Consider the following 16,840-nt stretch of genomic DNA (forward strand, 5'->3'; position numbering starts at 1 on the left):
CCCAGAAGTTCAAGGTCAGGAGACATGTGCTCCCACGAGCAGGCCGACGAGGAATGTCATGCCGGTCGCGAGGGCACCGAGCCCGAACTGGCGCAGCCCGCCCTGCAGCGGCGGGCGACCGGTGAGTTGGGCGACGGCCGCGCCGCCCGCGAACGACGCCACCCCGGCGAGGAGCAGGGCCAGCACGAAGGCGGCCGGGATGCCGAAGAGATACGGCATCAGCGGCAGTAGCGCGCCGACGGTGAACGAGGCGAAGGATGCGCCCGCTGCCGTCCAGGGCGATGGCAGGTCGTCAGGATCGATGCCGAGTTCCTCGCGCACATGGACCTTCACGGCCTGGCGCGGGTCGGCGGAGATCTGCCGGGCGACGAGCTCGGCGACCTCGGGTTCGACGCCCCGGGTGACGAAGACCTGGGCGAGTTCCCGCTCCTCGCCCTGGGGATTGCGCCAGTGCTGGAGCTGCTCGACCGCAACCTCGGCCTCGGTGAGCTCGTTCTGCGAGCAGACCGAGATGTACTCGCCAGTGGCCATGGAGAACGCGCCGGCGATCAGGCCGGCCAGCCCCGTCAGCACGATGGTGTGGTTGGCGGCCCCGCCGCCGCCGACGCCCGCGATCAGCGAAGCGTTGGTGACCAGACCGTCCATGGCGCCGAAGACTGCGGGACGCAGCCAGCCGCCCGACACGTCGCGGTGCTGGAGGGTTCGGTGGCGCGCGCCCAGGACACGCCTCCTCGCCTCGGCCCGGCCCAGGTCGCGCGGGGGCGGATAGGCCGCCTCCTCCGGAACGGCGGCCTGCTCCCGCGCCGGCGGCCCGTCCGCATACTGCTGCCAGTACGCCGGCTCCTGCGGATCGACGGGGTTCTGACCCATCGGCACCACGTGCAACGAGCGCTGCCAGTCGCTCTCCTGCTCGGCCGACGGGTCTGGATACAGGTCCTGCCATTGGGTATCTGCGGCCATGCCCACAACTCCAGGTCGAATCGAAGGGGACTGCCCCCGGGCATTCTTGTGGAACTTCCCTTGCGCGCGTCCTCGGTCGGAACGTACCCCCGAACAGGCCCCTGCCAAGACGATTTGTCCCGAAGAGGCGTTACCGATTCGTTTCCAGTCACCGAGGCACCACATCGGCGGCACCTCTCCGTTGGGAGATGCCAATGTGGTGCCTGTGATTGAAATCCGATCCACGACATACGCGACGCCGGGTAAAGTCACCGCGCACCGGCCGAAGTACCCCTCCATCTGGAAGCGGATTCCGTCGCCAGAATACGGAGTACGGTGCCGCCGGGCCGAGGAAACCGCCGCCATCGAGCAGCAGGAGCTCCCGTGAACACATCACCCTTCACAGTGACGGTCGAGACGCGCGGCGAGATAGGGGAGGACGCGCGCCGCCTGGCTCGCGACAGCATCGAGCAGCTGGACTGCGATGCCGACCTACTGATCCGGCAGGCACGCATCAAACTGACCCGCCTCACGGACTGGACCCTGCCGCTCCCTGCAGTCACCCAGGGCAATCTGGACATCGGTGGCATTCCGCTCCGGGCCCAGACCGCCGCTCACAGCATGCACCAGGCGATCCAGCTGCTCCGGGAGCGACTGCGGGACCGCCTGGTACGGCTACTGCGCTCTGACGCCCCCTACCACGGCCTGGTGGTCGGCGCGCCGCTCGATTCGCCGCACCAGCACGCCGGCGAGGACTCGCTTTCCGTCCCCCGGACCCGGATCGTCCGGTGCAAGCCCGTCACGCTGCGCTGCGAGACCGTGGACGAGGCCGCCTTCCGCATGGATGCGATGGACTACGACTGCCACATGTTCTCCGACTCCGACACCGGGCAGGACAGTATGGTCTTCCGCTCCGGCCCCACCGGCTACAGCGTGGCCCAGCTCTCCACCAGGAACGGCCCACCACGTCGGCGCAACCTCTCCTTCACGGTCCGCCCGCGGCCCGCCCCGCACCTGACGGCCAACCAGGCCGCAGCACGTCTGAACCTCACCGGACTGCCTTTCATGTTCTTCGCGGACGCCACGAACCGCGAGGCCCGGGGCGCCATGCTCTACAAGCGCTACGACGGCCACTACGGCCTTCTGCTCCCGCAGGCATAAAGGGCTGCCTTCGAAACGCCAGGGACAATTCCGTAAGGTATCGGTAATGTGTTCCCGCCGGCAGGTGAGCGGTTCCGCCAGGAATACCCTGCCCCGAGGGCATATCGCCGGTGAATCGAGCGGGAGTCCGTGATCGGATTCGCCCGGCCAGGGCCGGTGCATAGAATCCTGCCGTCGGCGCCGCGAGTGACATTGCCAGTCCCACTGCAGAGGAATCCCTGTGGCAGCATCCTCACATCAAGGTCGGCACCGCCCGCTCGAACGTCGTCCGCCGCGACGGACGTCCCCGACCGGTCTCTCCGCCGCCGTCCTGTGCCTGGGCGTGGTGTGGATCCACGTGCAGGACCAGGGCGGCTTCCCGGGGAGCAAGTCGCCGGGCTACGTCGCCCTGGGGTACTTCGCGCTGGAGGCCGTCGGCGTGTTGTCGGCGGTGCTTCTCGTCGCCGGGCCCGGGACCCGCCTGTACCGCGCCGCCTGGCTGCTGGCCATGGGCGTCTCGGCGGGCCCGCTGCTCGGCTTCGCTCTCTCGCGCGGCCCGGGGCTCCCCGGCTACGGCGACGACAAGGGCAACTGGACCGAACCGCTCGGTCTCCTCAGCCTCCTCGTGGAGTCGGTGCTGCTGGTGCTCTCCCTCGTCGCGCTCGTGAGCGCCCGCAGCACCCGAACCACGACGTTCCCCGCCACGCGGCACGAGCCCGTCGGCGCGACCGCCGACTAGAACGAGACCCTGGACAGAACCCGGTCTCGGCTCCAAAACCACGTGTGCGGAGCCTGCGTGCCACGCGATACTCGACCGTGTGTTCCTGACGATCAGCACCTTCGGCTCCCCCGAGCGACCGGCCACCGACCTGGGTTTTCTGCTGCACAAGCACCCGGGCAAGGCCCAGTCGTTCGCCACCTCCCACGGGCTCGCGCACGTCTTCTACCCCGAGGCGACCGAGCAGCGTTGCACTGCCGCACTGCTGTTGGAGGTCGATCCGATCGGGCTGGTCCGACGAGGCCGCGGCAAGGGCCGAGGCGGATCGCCCGACTTCGCCCTCGCGCAGTACGTCAACGACCGCCCCTACGCTGCTTCCTCGCTGCTCGCGGTCGCGCTGAGCGCGGTCTTCAGGAGCGCGATGAAGGGCCGCTGCGACCAGCGTCCTGAACTCGCCGCGAACCCGCTTCCGCTGAGGATCACCGTCCCCGCGCTGCCCGCGAAGGCAGGCCAGGACAGTGGCCCGCAGCTCGTCCGCCGCCTGTTCGAACCGCTCGGCTGGCAGGTTGAGGCAGAGCCGATCCCGCTCGACGACTCCTTCCCCGAGTGGGGCGACTCGCGGTACGTGCGGTTGGAACTGTTCGGCACGCTGCGTCTGGCCGACGCGCTGAGCCAGCTCTACATCCTGCTGCCGGTGCTCGACGACGCCAAGCACTACTGGGTCTCACCCGACGAGGTCGACAAGCTGCTGCGGGTGGGCGGCGGATGGCTCGGCGAGCATCCCGAGCTGGCCCTGATCACCCGACGCTACCTGGCCCGCCGCTGGTCGCTGACCCGCAGTGCGATGGAGCAGCTGGAACTGGCCCGGCTCGCCGAGGCCGACGACCGCGAGGTCGAGGAGATCGACAACGCCGTCCCCGAGGAGACACCGGACGAGAACTCGGACGGGGCCCCGGACCAGACCCCGACGGAGACGGAAACGGAGACGGGGACAGAGACGGAGACGGAGACGGGGACGGACGCGGCCGAGCCCCGGCCGACCCCGCTCGCGGTCCACCGCCGCGAGGCGATCATGGACGTGCTGAGGGCCGCCGGCGCGACTCGTGTCGTGGACCTCGGCTGCGGCGAGGGCAGTCTCGTGGCCGCGCTGCTCAAGGAGCCGCGCGTCACCGAGATCCTCGGCGTGGACGTGTCCTCGCGCGCCCTCGCCATCGCCGCCCGACGACTGCACCTGGACCGAATGTCCGAGCGCCAGGCGCAGCGCGTCCGTCTGGTCCAGGGCGCGCTCACCTACACCGACGCCCGCCTCACCGGCTATGACGCCGCGGTGCTCTCCGAGGTCATCGAGCACGTCGACCCGCCCCGGCTGCCCGCCCTGGAGTACGCGGTGTTCGGTGCCGCGCGCCCCGGCACGGTCGTCGTGACCACGCCCAACGCCGAGTACAACGTCCGCTGGGAGTCCCTCCCGGCCGGGCACGTCCGCCATGCCGACCACCGGTTCGAGTGGGACCGCACCCAGTTCCGGATCTGGGCCGGAGAGGTCGCCGACCGCTACGGCTACACCGTCGGGTTCGCACCCGTCGGCCCGGACGACCCCGAGGTCGGCCCGCCGACCCAGCTCGCCACGTTCGTACGCACCACCGTCCAGGAAGCAGCCGCCCGATGAGCGACACGCGCGAGATGAGCAGGGCGAGCGACACGCGCCCGCTCCCCGTCCCCGACCTCTCTCTGGTCGTCCTGGTCGGCACCACCGGGTCCGGCAAGTCCAGCTTCGCTGCCCGGCACTTCCTCCCCACTCAGGTGGTCTCCTCCGACACCTGCCGCGGCCTGGTCTCCGACGACCCCAACGACCAGGCGGCGACCCCGGACGCCTTCGACGTGCTCCACTACATCGCGGGCAAGCGCCTCGCGGCCGGGCGCCTCACCGTCGTGGACGCCACCAACGTTCAGCCCGAGGCCCGGCGGCAGCTGGTCAACCTCGCCCGCGAGTACGACGTGCTGCCGATCGCGATCGTGCTCGACGTCCCGCCGCAGGTCTGCGCCGAGCGCAACGCACTGCGTCCCGACCGGGCCGGGTTCAGCCCGCATGTCATCCAGCGTCAGCAGCGCGAGCTGCGCCGCTCGCTGAAGTTCCTGGAGCGCGAGGGCTTCCGCAAGGTCCACATCCTGCGCGGCGCCGCCGAGGTCGAGGCCGCCGAGATCGTGTACGAGAAACGCTACAACGACCTGCGCCACGTCACCGGGCCCTTCGACATCATCGGCGACATCCACGGCTGCCGGTCCGAACTGGTCACCCTGCTCGGCCGGCTGGGCTATGGCGTCACCCGCGACGAGGAAGGCCGCGCGGTCGACGCCGCACACCCGGACGGCCGCACCGCCGTGTTCGTCGGCGACCTGGTCGACCGCGGCCCGGACACCCCGGGCGTGCTGCGCCTGGTCATGGGCATGGTCGCGTCCGGAAACGCCCTCTGCGTTCCCGGCAACCACGAGAACAAGCTCGGCCGCGCCCTGTCCGGACGCAAGGTGACGATCAGTCACGGCCTGCAGGAGTCCCTGGACCAGCTCGCCGCCGAACCGCCGGACTTTGTCGCCGAGGTGCGCCGCTTCATCGACGGGCTGGTCAGCCACTACGTCCTGGACGGCGGCAACCTCGTCGTCTGCCACGCCGGGCTGCCGGAGCGGTACCACGGCCGCACCTCCGGCCGGGTCCGCTCGCACGCCCTCTACGGCGACACCACCGGCGAGACCGACGAGTACGGCCTGCCCGTGCGCTACCCGTGGGCCGAGGAGTACCGGGGCCGCGCCCTGGTCGTCTACGGCCACACCCCGACCCCGACGGCGAGCTTCGTCAACAACACCATCTGTCTGGACACCGGCTGCGTCTTCGGCGGCAGCATGACCGCGCTGCGCTACCCGGAGCGCTCGCTCGTCGAGGTCGAGGCCGAGCAGGTCTGGTACGAGCCGGTCCGCCCGCTGATCTCGGACGCCCCCGGCGCCCGCGAGGGTCGTCCCCTCGCGCTCGGCGACGTCGCCGGTCGCCGCATCGTCGAGACCGCCAACCACGGGCGGGTCTCGGTCCGGGAGGAGAATGCCGCCGCAGCGCTCGAGGTGATGAGCCGCTTCGCGCTCGACCCGCGCCTGCTCGCCTACCTGCCGCCGACCATGGCCCCGGTCGCCACCTCGCGCCGCGAGGGCTACCTGGAACACCCGGAGGAGGCGTTCTCCGGCTACCTCGCCGACGGCGTCCGGCAGGTCGTGTGCGAGGAGAAGCACATGGGCTCGCGCGCCGTGGTGCTGCTCGGCGCGAACGAAGCCGCACTGGAGAAGCGTTTCGGCGTTCCCACCGGCGGCGCGATCTGGACCCGCACCGGACGTGCGTTCCTGGACGACGACACACTGACCGCCGCGATCCTGGATCGGTTGCGTACCGCTGCGACCGACTCCGGCCTTTTCGGTGACCTGGACAGCGACTGGCTGCTGCTGGACGCCGAGCTGATGCCCTGGTCGCTGAAGGCCGAGGGCCTGCTGCGCCGCCAGTACGCGGCAGTGGGCGCGGCGGCGGGCGCGGCGCTGCCCGCTGCCCTCGCAGCGCTGGACGCGGCTCGCGCACGTGACGTCGATGTCGCGGACCTGGCGACCCGTCAGACGGCCCGCCATGCGGACGCCGCCGCGTTCACCGAGGCGTACCGCCGCTACTGCTGGCCGGTGGACGGGCTGGACGGGATCAGGCTGGCCCCGTTCCAGATCCTCGCCGCCGAGGGCGCCAACCTCGCCGTCCGCTCGCACGACCAGCACCTCGCCTGGATCGACCGCCTCGTCGCGGCCGACCCGGCTGGCCCGTCGTCCACCGCCACCCCGGACCGAGGCGCTTCGCGCCGCACCTCTGGCCTGCTCCACCGCACCGGCCGCCTCCTGGTCGACACCGCTGACGAGCAGTCGGTCGCCGCCGCTGTCGCCTGGTGGGAGGAACTGACCGGCAACGGGGGAGAGGGCATGGTCGTCAAGCCGCTGGACTCGCTGGTCCGTCCCGACGGCGGACGTCTCGTCCAGCCCGGCGTGAAGGTCCGCGGCCGGGAGTACCTGCGGATCATCTACGGCCCCGACTACACCCTCCCGGCCAACCTCGACCGGCTGCGCTCGCGCGCCCTCGGCCACAAGCGCTCGCTCGCCCTGCGCGAGTACGCCCTCGGCCTGGAGGCGCTGGACCGCCTCGCCGCGCACGAGCCGCTGTGGCGGGTGCACGAGGCCGTGTTCGCCGTACTCGCCCTCGAGTCGGAGCCGGTCGACCCCCGGCTCTGAGTGCGCGACAGACCCCTGAGTGCACGACAGACCACTGAGAGCACGACAGACCACTGAGAGCACGACAGACCCAGAGCCACCGTGGCCCAAGAGACACCGCTACTGAAAGTGGAGCGACATGAGTTACCGCATCGACCGCGTCCGGGCCGAGGACGGTGAGCGCTGCCGCACCCTCCGCCTGCAGATGCTGCAGGACACGCCGATGGCCTATCTGGAGACCTATCAGGACGCACTCGACCGCCCGGCGGAGGAGTGGGACTCCCGGGCTGCCCGCAACACCAAGCCCGGCAACACCGGCTATGTCGCGGTGGACGAGTCGACCGGGGCGTGGGTCGGTGCGATGCACGCCTACGTGCCGGGCGACGACCCGGAGATCGCCTGGTTGGTCGGCGTGTGGGTGCACCCCGACCATCGGGGCGGCAAGCTCGGGGTGACCGACCGCCTGCTGGACGCGGTCGTGGCCTGGTCACGCACCGAGCCGGCGGTCTCCCGGATGCTGCTGGAGGTGCACGAGTCCAACACCCGCGCGATCGCCTACTACGAGCGGCGCGGATTCGTGCGCACCGGCCGCACCACTCCGTACCCGCTCGACCCGACGGCCTGCGAACTGGAGATGGAGTTGCCGCTCGGATGACGGACAGGACTGCATAATCATGCTCAGTTGCGTATAGAATTCCTGAATCAACGCCCCCGTCACCTCAGGAGTCCGACATGGCCTTCAACCTGCGGCACCGGCACTTCCTCAAGGAGCTGGACTTCACCCCCCAGGAGTTCCGCTTCCTGCTCGACCTGTCGGCCCAGCTGAAGGCGGCCAAGTACGCGGGCACCGAGCAGCCGAGGCTGCGCGGCAAGAACATCGCCCTGGTCTTCGAGAAGGGGTCCACCCGCACCCGCTGCTCCTTCGAGGTCGCGGCGGCCGACCAGGGCGCGCACACCACGTACCTCGACCCCAGCGGCTCCCATCTGGGCGCCAAGGAGTCGGTGAAGGACACCGCTCGAGTGCTCGGCCGGATGTTCGACGGCATCGAGTACCGGGGGTACGGACAGGAGATCGTCGAGGAGCTCGCCGCCCACGCCGGTGTCCCGGTGTGGAACGGACTGACGGACGAGTGGCATCCCACCCAGATGCTGGCCGACATCCTCACCGTGCGGGAGCACAGCACCAAGCCGCTGCCCGAGGTCGCCCTCGCGTACCTGGGCGACGCCCGCAACAACATGGGCCACTCGCTGCTGGTCACCGGCGCGCTGCTGGGCCTGGACATCCGGATGGTCGCGCCGCGGCAGCTGTGGCCGACGGAGGAGGTCCAGGCCGAGGCGCGCAGGCTGGCCGGGAACACAGGTGCGCGGATCATGCTCACGGAGGACGTGGCTGAGGGCGTGCGCGGCGTTGACTTCCTCTACACCGACGTGTGGGTGTCGATGGGCGAGCCGAAGGAGGTCTGGGCGGAGCGGATCGAGCAGCTGCTGCCGTACCAGGTGTCGATGGACACCGTCCGGGCGACCGGCAATCCGTCCGTGAAGTTCCTGCACTGCCTGCCGGCCTTCCACGACCTGGGCACCGAGGTCGCCCGGCAGTTGCACGCGACCACCGGGCTGACCGAGTTGGAGGTCACTGACGAGCTGTTCGAGTCGGAGCACTCCGTGGTCTTCGATCAGGCCGAGAACCGCTTGCACACCATCAAGGCGATCATGGTCGCGACCCTGGGCGACTGACGCTCCGCGCCACCAGTGGCGCCTACCGCCGCTCGTACGTCCACGCCGCGGACGGCCGCGCGGCTTGCCCCGTTCGGCCCCCCATCCGGCGTCGCTGCTGCGGCGGGTATGCACTATGGTTATCTCGACGTCAAGATATCCTGAGCACCGTCAGACCGTGCACCAGAGAGACACCCAGGGAGACAGTCGTGTCCGCCAACAGCTTCGACGCCCGCAGCTCGCTGCAGGTGGGCGACGAGTCGTACGAGATCTTCAAGCTGGACAAGGTCGAGGGCGCCGAGCGCCTTCCCTACAGCCTGAAGGTGCTCCTGGAGAACCTGCTCCGCACGGAGGACGGCGCGAACATCACCGCCGCCCACATCCGCGCGCTGAGCAACTGGGACGCCACCGCGCAGCCCAGCCAGGAGATCCAGTTCACGCCCGCCCGCGTGATCATGCAGGACTTCACCGGTGTCCCTTGCGTCGTCGACCTGGCGACCATGCGTGAGGCCGTCAAGGAGCTGGGCGGCGACCCGGCGAAGATCAACCCCCTCGCCCCGGCCGAACTGGTCATCGACCACTCCGTCATCGCCGACAAGTTCGGCACCAGGGACTCCTTCGCGCAGAACGTCGAGATCGAGTACGGCCGCAACAAGGAGCGCTACCAGTTCCTGCGCTGGGGCCAGACCGCGTTCGACGAGTTCAAGGTCGTCCCGCCGGGCACCGGCATCGTGCACCAGGTCAACATCGAGCACCTGGCCCGCACGGTCATGGTCCGCAACGGCCAGGCCTACCCGGACACCTGCGTCGGCACCGACTCGCACACCACCATGGTCAACGGCCTGGGCGTGCTGGGTTGGGGCGTCGGCGGCATCGAGGCCGAGGCCGCGATGCTGGGCCAGCCGGTGTCCATGCTGATCCCGCGCGTGGTCGGCTTCAAGCTGAACGGTGCGCTGCCGGCCGGTGCCACCGCCACCGACCTGGTGCTCACCATCACCGAGATGCTGCGCAAGCACGGCGTCGTCGGCAAGTTCGTCGAGTTCTACGGCGAGGGCGTCGCCTCCATCCCGCTCGCGAACCGCGCCACCATCGGCAACATGTCGCCGGAGTTCGGTTCCACCTGCGCCATCTTCCCGATCGACGCCGAGACGATCACCTACCTCAAGCTGACCGGCCGCTCCGAGCAGCAGCTCGCGCTGGTCGAGGCCTACGCCAAGACCCAGGGCCTGTGGCACGACCCGTCCGTCGAGCCGGTCTACTCCGAGTACATCGAGCTGGACCTGGCCTCGGTGGTCCCCTCCATCGCCGGCCCCAAGCGCCCGCAGGACCGGGTCATCCTCGCCGAGGCCGCCGAGAAGTTCCGCAGCGCGGTCCGCGACTACATCAGCACCTCGGACGAGTCCGGCGAGGAGTCCTTCCCGGCCTCCGACGCCCCGGCGACGAGCAACGGCATCCACAAGCCGACCCTGGTCACCGCCCCGGACGGGACGACGTACGAGATCGACAACGGCGCGGTTGTGATCGCCTCGATCACCTCCTGCACCAACACCTCCAACCCCTCGGTGATGCTGGGCGCCGCCCTGCTCGCCAAGAAGGCCGTGGAGCGGGGTCTGCACGCCAAGCCGTGGGTCAAGACCACGCTGGCCCCCGGGTCCAAGGTCGTCATGGACTACTACGAGAAGGCCGGCCTCACTCCCTACATGGAGAAGCTGGGCTTCAACCTGGTCGGCTACGGCTGCGTCACCTGCATCGGCAACTCGGGCCCGCTGCCAGAGGAGGTCTCGGCCGCCGTCAACGAGCACGACCTCGCGGTCGTCTCGGTGCTCTCGGGCAACCGCAACTTCGAGGGCCGGATCAACCCCGACGTCAAGATGAACTACCTGGCGTCGCCGCCGCTGGTCGTCGCCTACGCCATCGCCGGCAACATGAACGTCGACATCACCCGCGACGCGCTGGGCATCGACGCGGACGGCAAGCCGGTCTACCTGGCGGACATCTGGCCGTCGGAGCAGGAGATCGCCGAGGTCGTCGCCTCCTCGATCGACCAGGACATGTTCACCAAGGACTACGCGGACGTCTTCGCGGGCGACCACCGCTGGCAGTCGCTGTCGATCCCCACCGGCAACACCTTCGAGTGGGACAGCGAGTCCACCTACGTCCGCAAGCCCCCGTACTTCGAGGGCATGGCGCACAAGCCGAGCCCGGTCGTGGACATCGCCGGCGCCCGCGTCCTGGCGAAGCTGGGTGACTCGGTCACCACCGACCACATCTCCCCGGCCGGCAACATCAAGCCGGGCACCCCGGCCGCGCAGTACCTCACCGAGCACGGCGTGGAGAAGCGCGACTTCAACTCGTACGGCTCGCGCCGCGGCAACCACGAGGTGATGATCCGCGGGACCTTCGCCAACATCCGCCTGCGCAACCAGATCGCGCCGGGCACCGAGGGCGGCTACACCCGCGACTTCACCCAGACCGACTCGCCGGTGTCGTTCATCTACGACGCCGCGGAGAACTACCAGGCCGCCGGCATCCCGCTGGTGATCCTGGCGGGCAAGGAGTACGGCTCGGGCTCGTCCCGCGACTGGGCCGCGAAGGGCACCGCGCTGCTGGGCGTCAAGGCCGTCGTCGCCGAGTCCTACGAGCGGATCCACCGCTCCAACCTGATCGGCATGGGGGTGCTGCCGCTGCAGTTCCCCGAGGGCGCCAGCGCCGACGCGCTCGGTCTGACCGGCGAGGAGACCTTCTCCATCACCGGCGTGACCGCGCTCAACGACGGCGGCATCCCGGAGACCGTCAAGGTCACGGCAGGCGACGTGGAGTTTGACGCCAAGGTGCGCATCGACACCCCCGGCGAGGCGGACTACTACCGCAACGGCGGCATCCTGCAGTACGTGCTGCGCTCGCTGATCGCCAAGTAGGCACTGGCCTCTGATCTCTGACGCAGCGATCTCTGACGCAACGTCGACGGCCGGCCCGTTCCCCTCAGGGGGAGCGGGCCGGCCGTCTGCCGTGCCGTCCAGGTGCTGTGCCGTTCAGGCGAGGTAGACGCGGAGCAGGCGCTTGCACTCGGCGATGAGGACGGGGTCGCCGTCGGGGTCGGTGCGGAAGGCGAGGCGGAGGATGGCGTCGGCGCACTCCAGGGCGACGCGCAGGGCGAGACGGGGGTTGGGTCGCGGGTGGGCCGGGTCGGTGTCCTCGGCGGCGAGGAGACCGGAGACGAGGGTCCACAGACGTTCGGCCACGGCGGAGTTGTTGTCGAGCACATCGTCCAGCAGATGGATGCTGTCGTGGTCCTCCACCCCGACCGCCCCGAAGTCGACCACGCCGAAGCCGGGGACGGCGCGGTGCATGGCGACGTACTCCTCGACCGCGAGGTCCACCAGCGTGCCCACGTGCGTGGGCTGTTCGGCCTCGACGCGGCGGGAGAGCCGGTCGACGAAGTGCTCCAGATTGCGTTCCGCGAGGGCGCCGAGCAGACCTTCGATACCCGGGAAGAACTGGTAGAGCGTGCCGATCGGCACCTGCGCGCGGCGGGCGACCTCCTTGGTGGTGAGGCCGGTGTAGCCGACCTCGTCCAGGAGCTCCGCGCAGGAGTCGAGGATCCGCTCGAACCGCTCCAGGCTGCGGCGCTGGACGGGACGGCGGCGCACTGCACTTTGCATGCTCTCACTGTGCCGGATCGGGTGTAGCGTTGGCGAACAGATAAGGCGAGGAGTACTCATGTTCTGCTCGTCCGATATGTGCCCCGGTACGTGAAGGAGACGGTCACCCATGACGGACCCCCTGCGGCAGCTCCCCTCCTCGTTCAGCTGGGGGGCCTCCACGGCCTCGTACCAGATCGAGGGCGCCGCCACCGAGGGAGGGAAGGGCCCGTCCGTCTGGGACACCTTCACCGCCCGTCCCGGTGCGGTCAGGGACGGCCACACCGGGGACACCGCCTGCGACCACTACCACCGCTACCCCGAGGACGTCGCCCTGATGAAGGGCCTCGGCCTGGACGCCTACCGCTTCTCGCTCTCCTGGCCCCGGATCCGGCCGAGCGGAAGCGGAGCCGTCAACAGCGAAGGCCTGGACTTCTACGACCGCCTGGTGGACGAGCTGCTGGGGAACGGAGTCACGCCCACCCCGACGCTGTTCCACTGGGACCTTCCGCAGGCCCTCGAGGACGAGGGCGGCTGGCTGAACCGGGACACCGCGTACCGCTTCGCCGAGTACGCCGCCGTCGTCGCCGACCGCCTGGGCGACCGCGTCAAGCGCTGGATCACTCTCAACGAGCCCTTCGTGCACATGGCCTTCGGTTACGCCTACGGGGTGCACGCCCCCGGCCGCGCCCTGATGTTCGAAGCCCTCCCGGCCGCCCACCACCAGCTGCTCGCCCACGGTCTGGCCGTCGCCGCGCTGCGCGAGCGCGGTGCCCAGGAGGTGCTGATCGCCAACAACTGCACCCCGGTACGCCTCGCCGACGCCGACCGCGACGGCGCCGGCTCGGAGGCAGACCGCGCCGCCGCCGAGGCCTACGACAACCTCCACAACCGGCTCTTCAACGACCCTTTGCTGTTGGGTCGTTACCCCGACCTGTCCGTCTACGGCGTGGCCGACCCGAGTTGGGGCGGCCTGGTCCGGGACGGTGACCTGGCGGCCATCTCCGCACCCCTGGACGGACTCGGCGTCAACTACTACAACCCCAGCTGGATCAAGGCCCCGACCGCGCCCGACTCCGGGCTCCCGTTCGAGCTGGTGGAGCCCGACGCCGACCGGTACCGCCGGACGCACTTCGGCTGGCCGGTGGTCCCGGACGGGCTGACCGAACTGCTGGTGCGCACCAAGGAGCGCTACGGGGACGCCTTGCCGCCCGTGTGGATCACCGAGAACGGCTGCTCGCAGCCGGACCGGCCGGTCGACGGTCAGGTCCTGGACCAGGCGCGGATCGACTACCTTCGCGACCACATCGACGCGGTGGCGGACGCGGTCGCCCAAGGCGTCGACGTCCGGGGCTACTTCACCTGGTCGCTGCTGGACAACTTCGAGTGGGCCGAGGGCTACCACCAGCGCTTCGGGCTGGTCCACGTGGACTTCGAGACCCAGGTCCGCACGCCCAAGGCGTCCTACGCCTGGTACCGGGACCGGATCGCCGCACATCGCGCCGCATCCAGGACCCACTGACCTCAAACAGCTTCCAACCCCCTTGTTCCAACCCCCTTGGCCGGGCCCTGGAGCGCCGCTACACTCACGCAAACATGAGATGATCTCATGTTCTCCAGCTTGGGAGAGCAGATGCGCCGAGTCAGTGCGGACACGCCGCTGCAGGGTCACGAGGGCCAGTCCGGTGCCACGCCGCCCGCCGCCCTGGCGGAGCCCACCGCGCGGGTCCGCGCCGCGTGGACGGCCTCGCTCAGCCTGTCCACGCTGGCCGTCTTCATGGCCTTCATGACGCCGATCCAGATCCTGCTGCCGCTGCAACTGGAGCACATCGACCCCGCCCACAAGTCCACCGCCCTGGCCTGGGTCACCGGAATCGGCGCTCTGGTCGCCGTCGTCGTCAACCCCCTGGCCGGGGCTCTGTCCGACCGAACCGTGAGCCGCTTCGGCCGCCGCCGACCCTGGATCGTCGGCGGGGCCCTGGCCGGCGCCGCCGGGCTCGCCTTCACCGCGGCCCAGCACACCGTGCCCGGCGTCGCCGTCGGCTGGTGCCTCGCCCAGGCCGGCCTCAACGCCATGCTCGCCGGAGTCACCACCCCGGTTGCCGACCGGGTCCCGGTCGAGCAGCGGGCCGAGGTCTCCGGTTGGACCGGGATCATGCAGTCCTTCGGCCTGGTCTTCGGTGCGCTGCTCACCACCCTGGTGTTCACCGGCGTCTGGTCGGGCTACGGCACTCTGGCGCTGCTCACCGTGCTGCTGGCGCTGCCCTTCGTACTGTGGTTCGCCGAGCCGGTGCTCCCGCGCGCGCTGCGCCCCGCCTTCGACCTGCGCCGGCTGCTGGCCGGATTCTGGATCAGCCCGCGGCTGCACCCGGACTTCGCCTGGGCCTGGCTGACCCGCTTCCTGATCAACCTGGGCAACGCCCTGGGCACGCTGTACCTGCTCTTCTACCTCACCGACTCGGTGCACTACGCGGACCCCGGCACCGGTGTGCTGATACTCACAGTGATCTACACCCTCTGCGCCGCGCTCACCGCCGTCCCGGTCGGTCGGGTCTCCGACCGGATCGGCCGGCGGAAGGTCTTCGTGGTGATCTCCAGCCTGGTCATGGCAGCCGCCGCGGTGCTGCTGGCCTTTGTCCACAGCTGGACGGCCGCGATGGTCGCCGCCGCGGTCCTGGGCGCGGGCTTCGGCGTCTACCTGGCGGTGGACCAGGCCCTGGTGACCCAGGTGCTGCCGACCGCGCTGGACCGGGCCAAGGATCTCGGTGTCATCAACATTGCGAACTCAGGCCCGCAGGTGCTCGCCCCTGCCATCGCCGCCCCGATCGTCGCGGCGGCAGGCGGCTACACGGGTCTCTATCTGGCCACGGCGCTGGCCACGGTGCTGGGCGGACTGCTGGTGCGGCGGGTCCGTTCGGTCGCCTGAGACCCCGCCAAGCGGTTTCCGGTCCGACCGTTTTAGATTGGTTTGCGGCATAGGTTTCACAACGATCGGTCTTCAGTCTTGACGTGACATCACCCGATTAGCTGAGCTTAGGCTTCACAAGTTGTAACTGAGCTCCGCCGCAACGACGCGGCAGAGCCCCGGTGGACGGTCGTGTCGCCGGGGCTCGGGAGGGTGGAACATGTCCGTGGACACGCCGGGGTCGCAGTCATCCCTGCACCGCGCCAACCTGGAACGGGTGCTCAAGGCCGTCCGGATGGCCGGGTCGCTGACCCAGGCCGAGATCGCCCGGACCACCGGCCTCTCGGCCGCGACGGTGTCGAACATCGTCCGGGAACTGAAGGAAGTCGGAACCGTCGTCGTCACCCCGACCTCCTCGGGGGGCCGGCGCGCCCGCAGCGTCTCGCTGAGCGCCGACGCCGGCATCGTGGTGGGGGTCGACTTCGGTCACACGCACCTCCGCGTCGCGGTGGGGAACCTGGCCCACCGGGTGCTCGCCGAGGAGAGTGAGCCGCTCGACACCGACGCCTCCGCCGACCAGGGCTTCGGCCGGGCCGAGCAGTTGGTGGCCCGGTTGCTGGAGCAGACCGGCTTCCGCCCGGACAAGGTGATCGGCGTCGGGCTCGGCGTGCCCGGGCCCATCGACGGGGAGACCGGCGCGCTCGGCTCCACCGCCATCCTTCCCGGCTGGACCGGCATCGCCCCCGGCCGGGAGCTTTCCAGCCGGCTGGGGATGCCCGTCTACGTCGACAACGACGCCAACCTCGGCGCGCTCGGCGAACTGGTCTGGGGGGCGGGGCGCGGCCTGTCCGACCTCGCCTACATCAAGGTCGCCAGCGGCGTCGGCGCCGGGCTGGTGATCTCCGGGCAGATCTACCGCGGGCCGGGCGGAACGGCCGGCGAGATCGGCCACATCACCCTGGACGAGTCGGGCCCGGTGTGCCGCTGCGGCAACCGGGGCTGCCTGGAGACCTTCGTGGGCTCACGGCACATCCTGAACCTGCTCAACAGCAGCCACGGCGCTGACCTGACGCTGCCGAAGGTGGTCCAGCTGGCCCAGCGCGGCGACCTCGGCTGCCGTCGGGTGCTCGCCGACGTGGGACGGCAGATCGGCACCGGCGTCGCCAACCTCTGCAACCTGCTGAACCCGCGCCGGGTGATACTCGGCGGCGATCTCGCCGAGGCCGGCGACCTCGTGCTGGACCCGATCCGGGAGTCCGTCGCCCGGTACGCCATCCCCAGTGCCGCCCGGCAGCTTTCGGTGGTCCCGGGAACTCTTGGCGGCCGCGCTGAGGTCCTTGGAGCCTTGGCGCTGGTAATGTCCGAAATGGGAGATTCCGGGGCATTGCCCGCCGTTGAGAGTAGGGATTCCACTCGTTCGGTTGCAGTCATGCCTTCAGGAAGATAACGAATGGGTTCGGATTGCTGGTAGTCAGGTTTTACTTATTGACGCCAGACTCACCTGGG

12 protein-coding genes are annotated in these 16,840 nt (G+C 70.0%); 10 read left to right on the forward strand and 2 right to left on the reverse strand.

Translation table 11 applies throughout. The features are described from left to right. Nucleotides 1–15: 15 nt before the first annotated feature. Nucleotides 16–960: a VIT1/CCC1 transporter family protein gene (locus ABIA33_RS12945; protein ID WP_370080672.1), complete on the reverse strand. Its 945-nt coding sequence runs from the start codon at nucleotides 958–960 to the stop codon at nucleotides 16–18. 363 nt (nucleotides 961–1,323) lie between these two features. On the opposite strand from ABIA33_RS12945, the gene ABIA33_RS12950 reads away from it, so the two are divergent. From ABIA33_RS12950 to acnA, 7 genes are all read left to right on the forward strand, one after another. Next, nucleotides 1,324–2,100 (forward strand): sigma 54 modulation/S30EA ribosomal C-terminal domain-containing protein, encoded by a 777-nt coding sequence (locus ABIA33_RS12950; RefSeq protein WP_370080674.1) that lies wholly within the window; start codon nucleotides 1,324–1,326, stop codon nucleotides 2,098–2,100. Between the two features lie 220 nt (nucleotides 2,101–2,320). After that, nucleotides 2,321–2,818 carry a hypothetical protein gene (locus ABIA33_RS12955; RefSeq protein ID WP_370080676.1) on the forward strand — a complete coding sequence of 166 codons (498 nt, stop codon included), beginning with the start codon at nucleotides 2,321–2,323 and terminating at the stop codon, nucleotides 2,816–2,818. A 79-nt stretch (nucleotides 2,819–2,897) separates the two neighbouring features. Continuing rightward, entirely contained in the window at nucleotides 2,898–4,463 is a 1,566-nt protein-coding gene (locus ABIA33_RS12960) for a 3' terminal RNA ribose 2'-O-methyltransferase Hen1 (RefSeq protein ID WP_370080678.1), read from the forward strand. Further along, nucleotides 4,460–7,096 (forward strand): polynucleotide kinase-phosphatase, encoded by a 2,637-nt coding sequence (locus ABIA33_RS12965; RefSeq protein WP_370080680.1) that lies wholly within the window; start codon nucleotides 4,460–4,462, stop codon nucleotides 7,094–7,096. The genes ABIA33_RS12960 and ABIA33_RS12965 overlap by 4 nt, the downstream gene beginning before the upstream one ends. Nucleotides 7,097–7,214: 118 nt before the next feature. Then, nucleotides 7,215–7,730 (forward strand): GNAT family N-acetyltransferase, encoded by a 516-nt coding sequence (locus tag ABIA33_RS12970; RefSeq protein WP_370080682.1) that lies wholly within the window; start codon nucleotides 7,215–7,217, stop codon nucleotides 7,728–7,730. Nucleotides 7,731–7,807: 77 nt separating this feature from the next. Further along, nucleotides 7,808–8,809: an ornithine carbamoyltransferase gene (gene argF, locus ABIA33_RS12975; protein WP_370080684.1), complete on the forward strand. Its 1,002-nt coding sequence runs from the start codon at nucleotides 7,808–7,810 to the stop codon at nucleotides 8,807–8,809. Between the two features lie 188 nt (nucleotides 8,810–8,997). Next, the gene (acnA, locus tag ABIA33_RS12980; protein ID WP_370080686.1) at nucleotides 8,998–11,706 is read left to right on the forward strand and encodes an aconitate hydratase AcnA; all 2,709 of its coding nucleotides are present in this window, start codon (nucleotides 8,998–9,000) and stop codon (nucleotides 11,704–11,706) included. Between the two features lie 114 nt (nucleotides 11,707–11,820). On the opposite strand, the gene ABIA33_RS12985 is transcribed toward acnA, so the two are convergent. Next, on the reverse strand, nucleotides 11,821–12,450 hold the full coding sequence (locus ABIA33_RS12985; protein WP_370080688.1) for a TetR/AcrR family transcriptional regulator: 630 nt from the start codon (nucleotides 12,448–12,450) through the stop codon (nucleotides 11,821–11,823). 109 nt (nucleotides 12,451–12,559) lie between these two features. Here ABIA33_RS12985 and ABIA33_RS12990 point away from each other — a divergent pair, with 109 nt between their 5' ends. The 3 genes from ABIA33_RS12990 to ABIA33_RS13000 all read left to right on the forward strand — a co-directional run bounded on the left by ABIA33_RS12990 (nucleotide 12,560) and on the right by ABIA33_RS13000 (nucleotide 16,781). Further along, nucleotides 12,560–13,951 carry a GH1 family beta-glucosidase gene (locus ABIA33_RS12990; protein WP_370080690.1) on the forward strand — a complete coding sequence of 464 codons (1,392 nt, stop codon included), beginning with the start codon at nucleotides 12,560–12,562 and terminating at the stop codon, nucleotides 13,949–13,951. A 111-nt stretch (nucleotides 13,952–14,062) separates the two neighbouring features. Then, nucleotides 14,063–15,355, forward strand: coding sequence for an MFS transporter (locus tag ABIA33_RS12995; RefSeq protein ID WP_370080693.1), 1,293 nt, complete (start codon nucleotides 14,063–14,065; stop codon nucleotides 15,353–15,355). A 205-nt stretch (nucleotides 15,356–15,560) separates the two neighbouring features. Next, nucleotides 15,561–16,781 carry an ROK family protein gene (locus tag ABIA33_RS13000; protein ID WP_370080936.1) on the forward strand — a complete coding sequence of 407 codons (1,221 nt, stop codon included), beginning with the start codon at nucleotides 15,561–15,563 and terminating at the stop codon, nucleotides 16,779–16,781. Nucleotides 16,782–16,840: the final 59 nt, after the last annotated feature.

The organism is Streptacidiphilus sp. MAP12-16 (genome assembly GCF_041262165.1).
In the GTDB taxonomy this organism is placed as follows: domain Bacteria; phylum Actinomycetota; class Actinomycetes; order Streptomycetales; family Streptomycetaceae; genus Streptacidiphilus.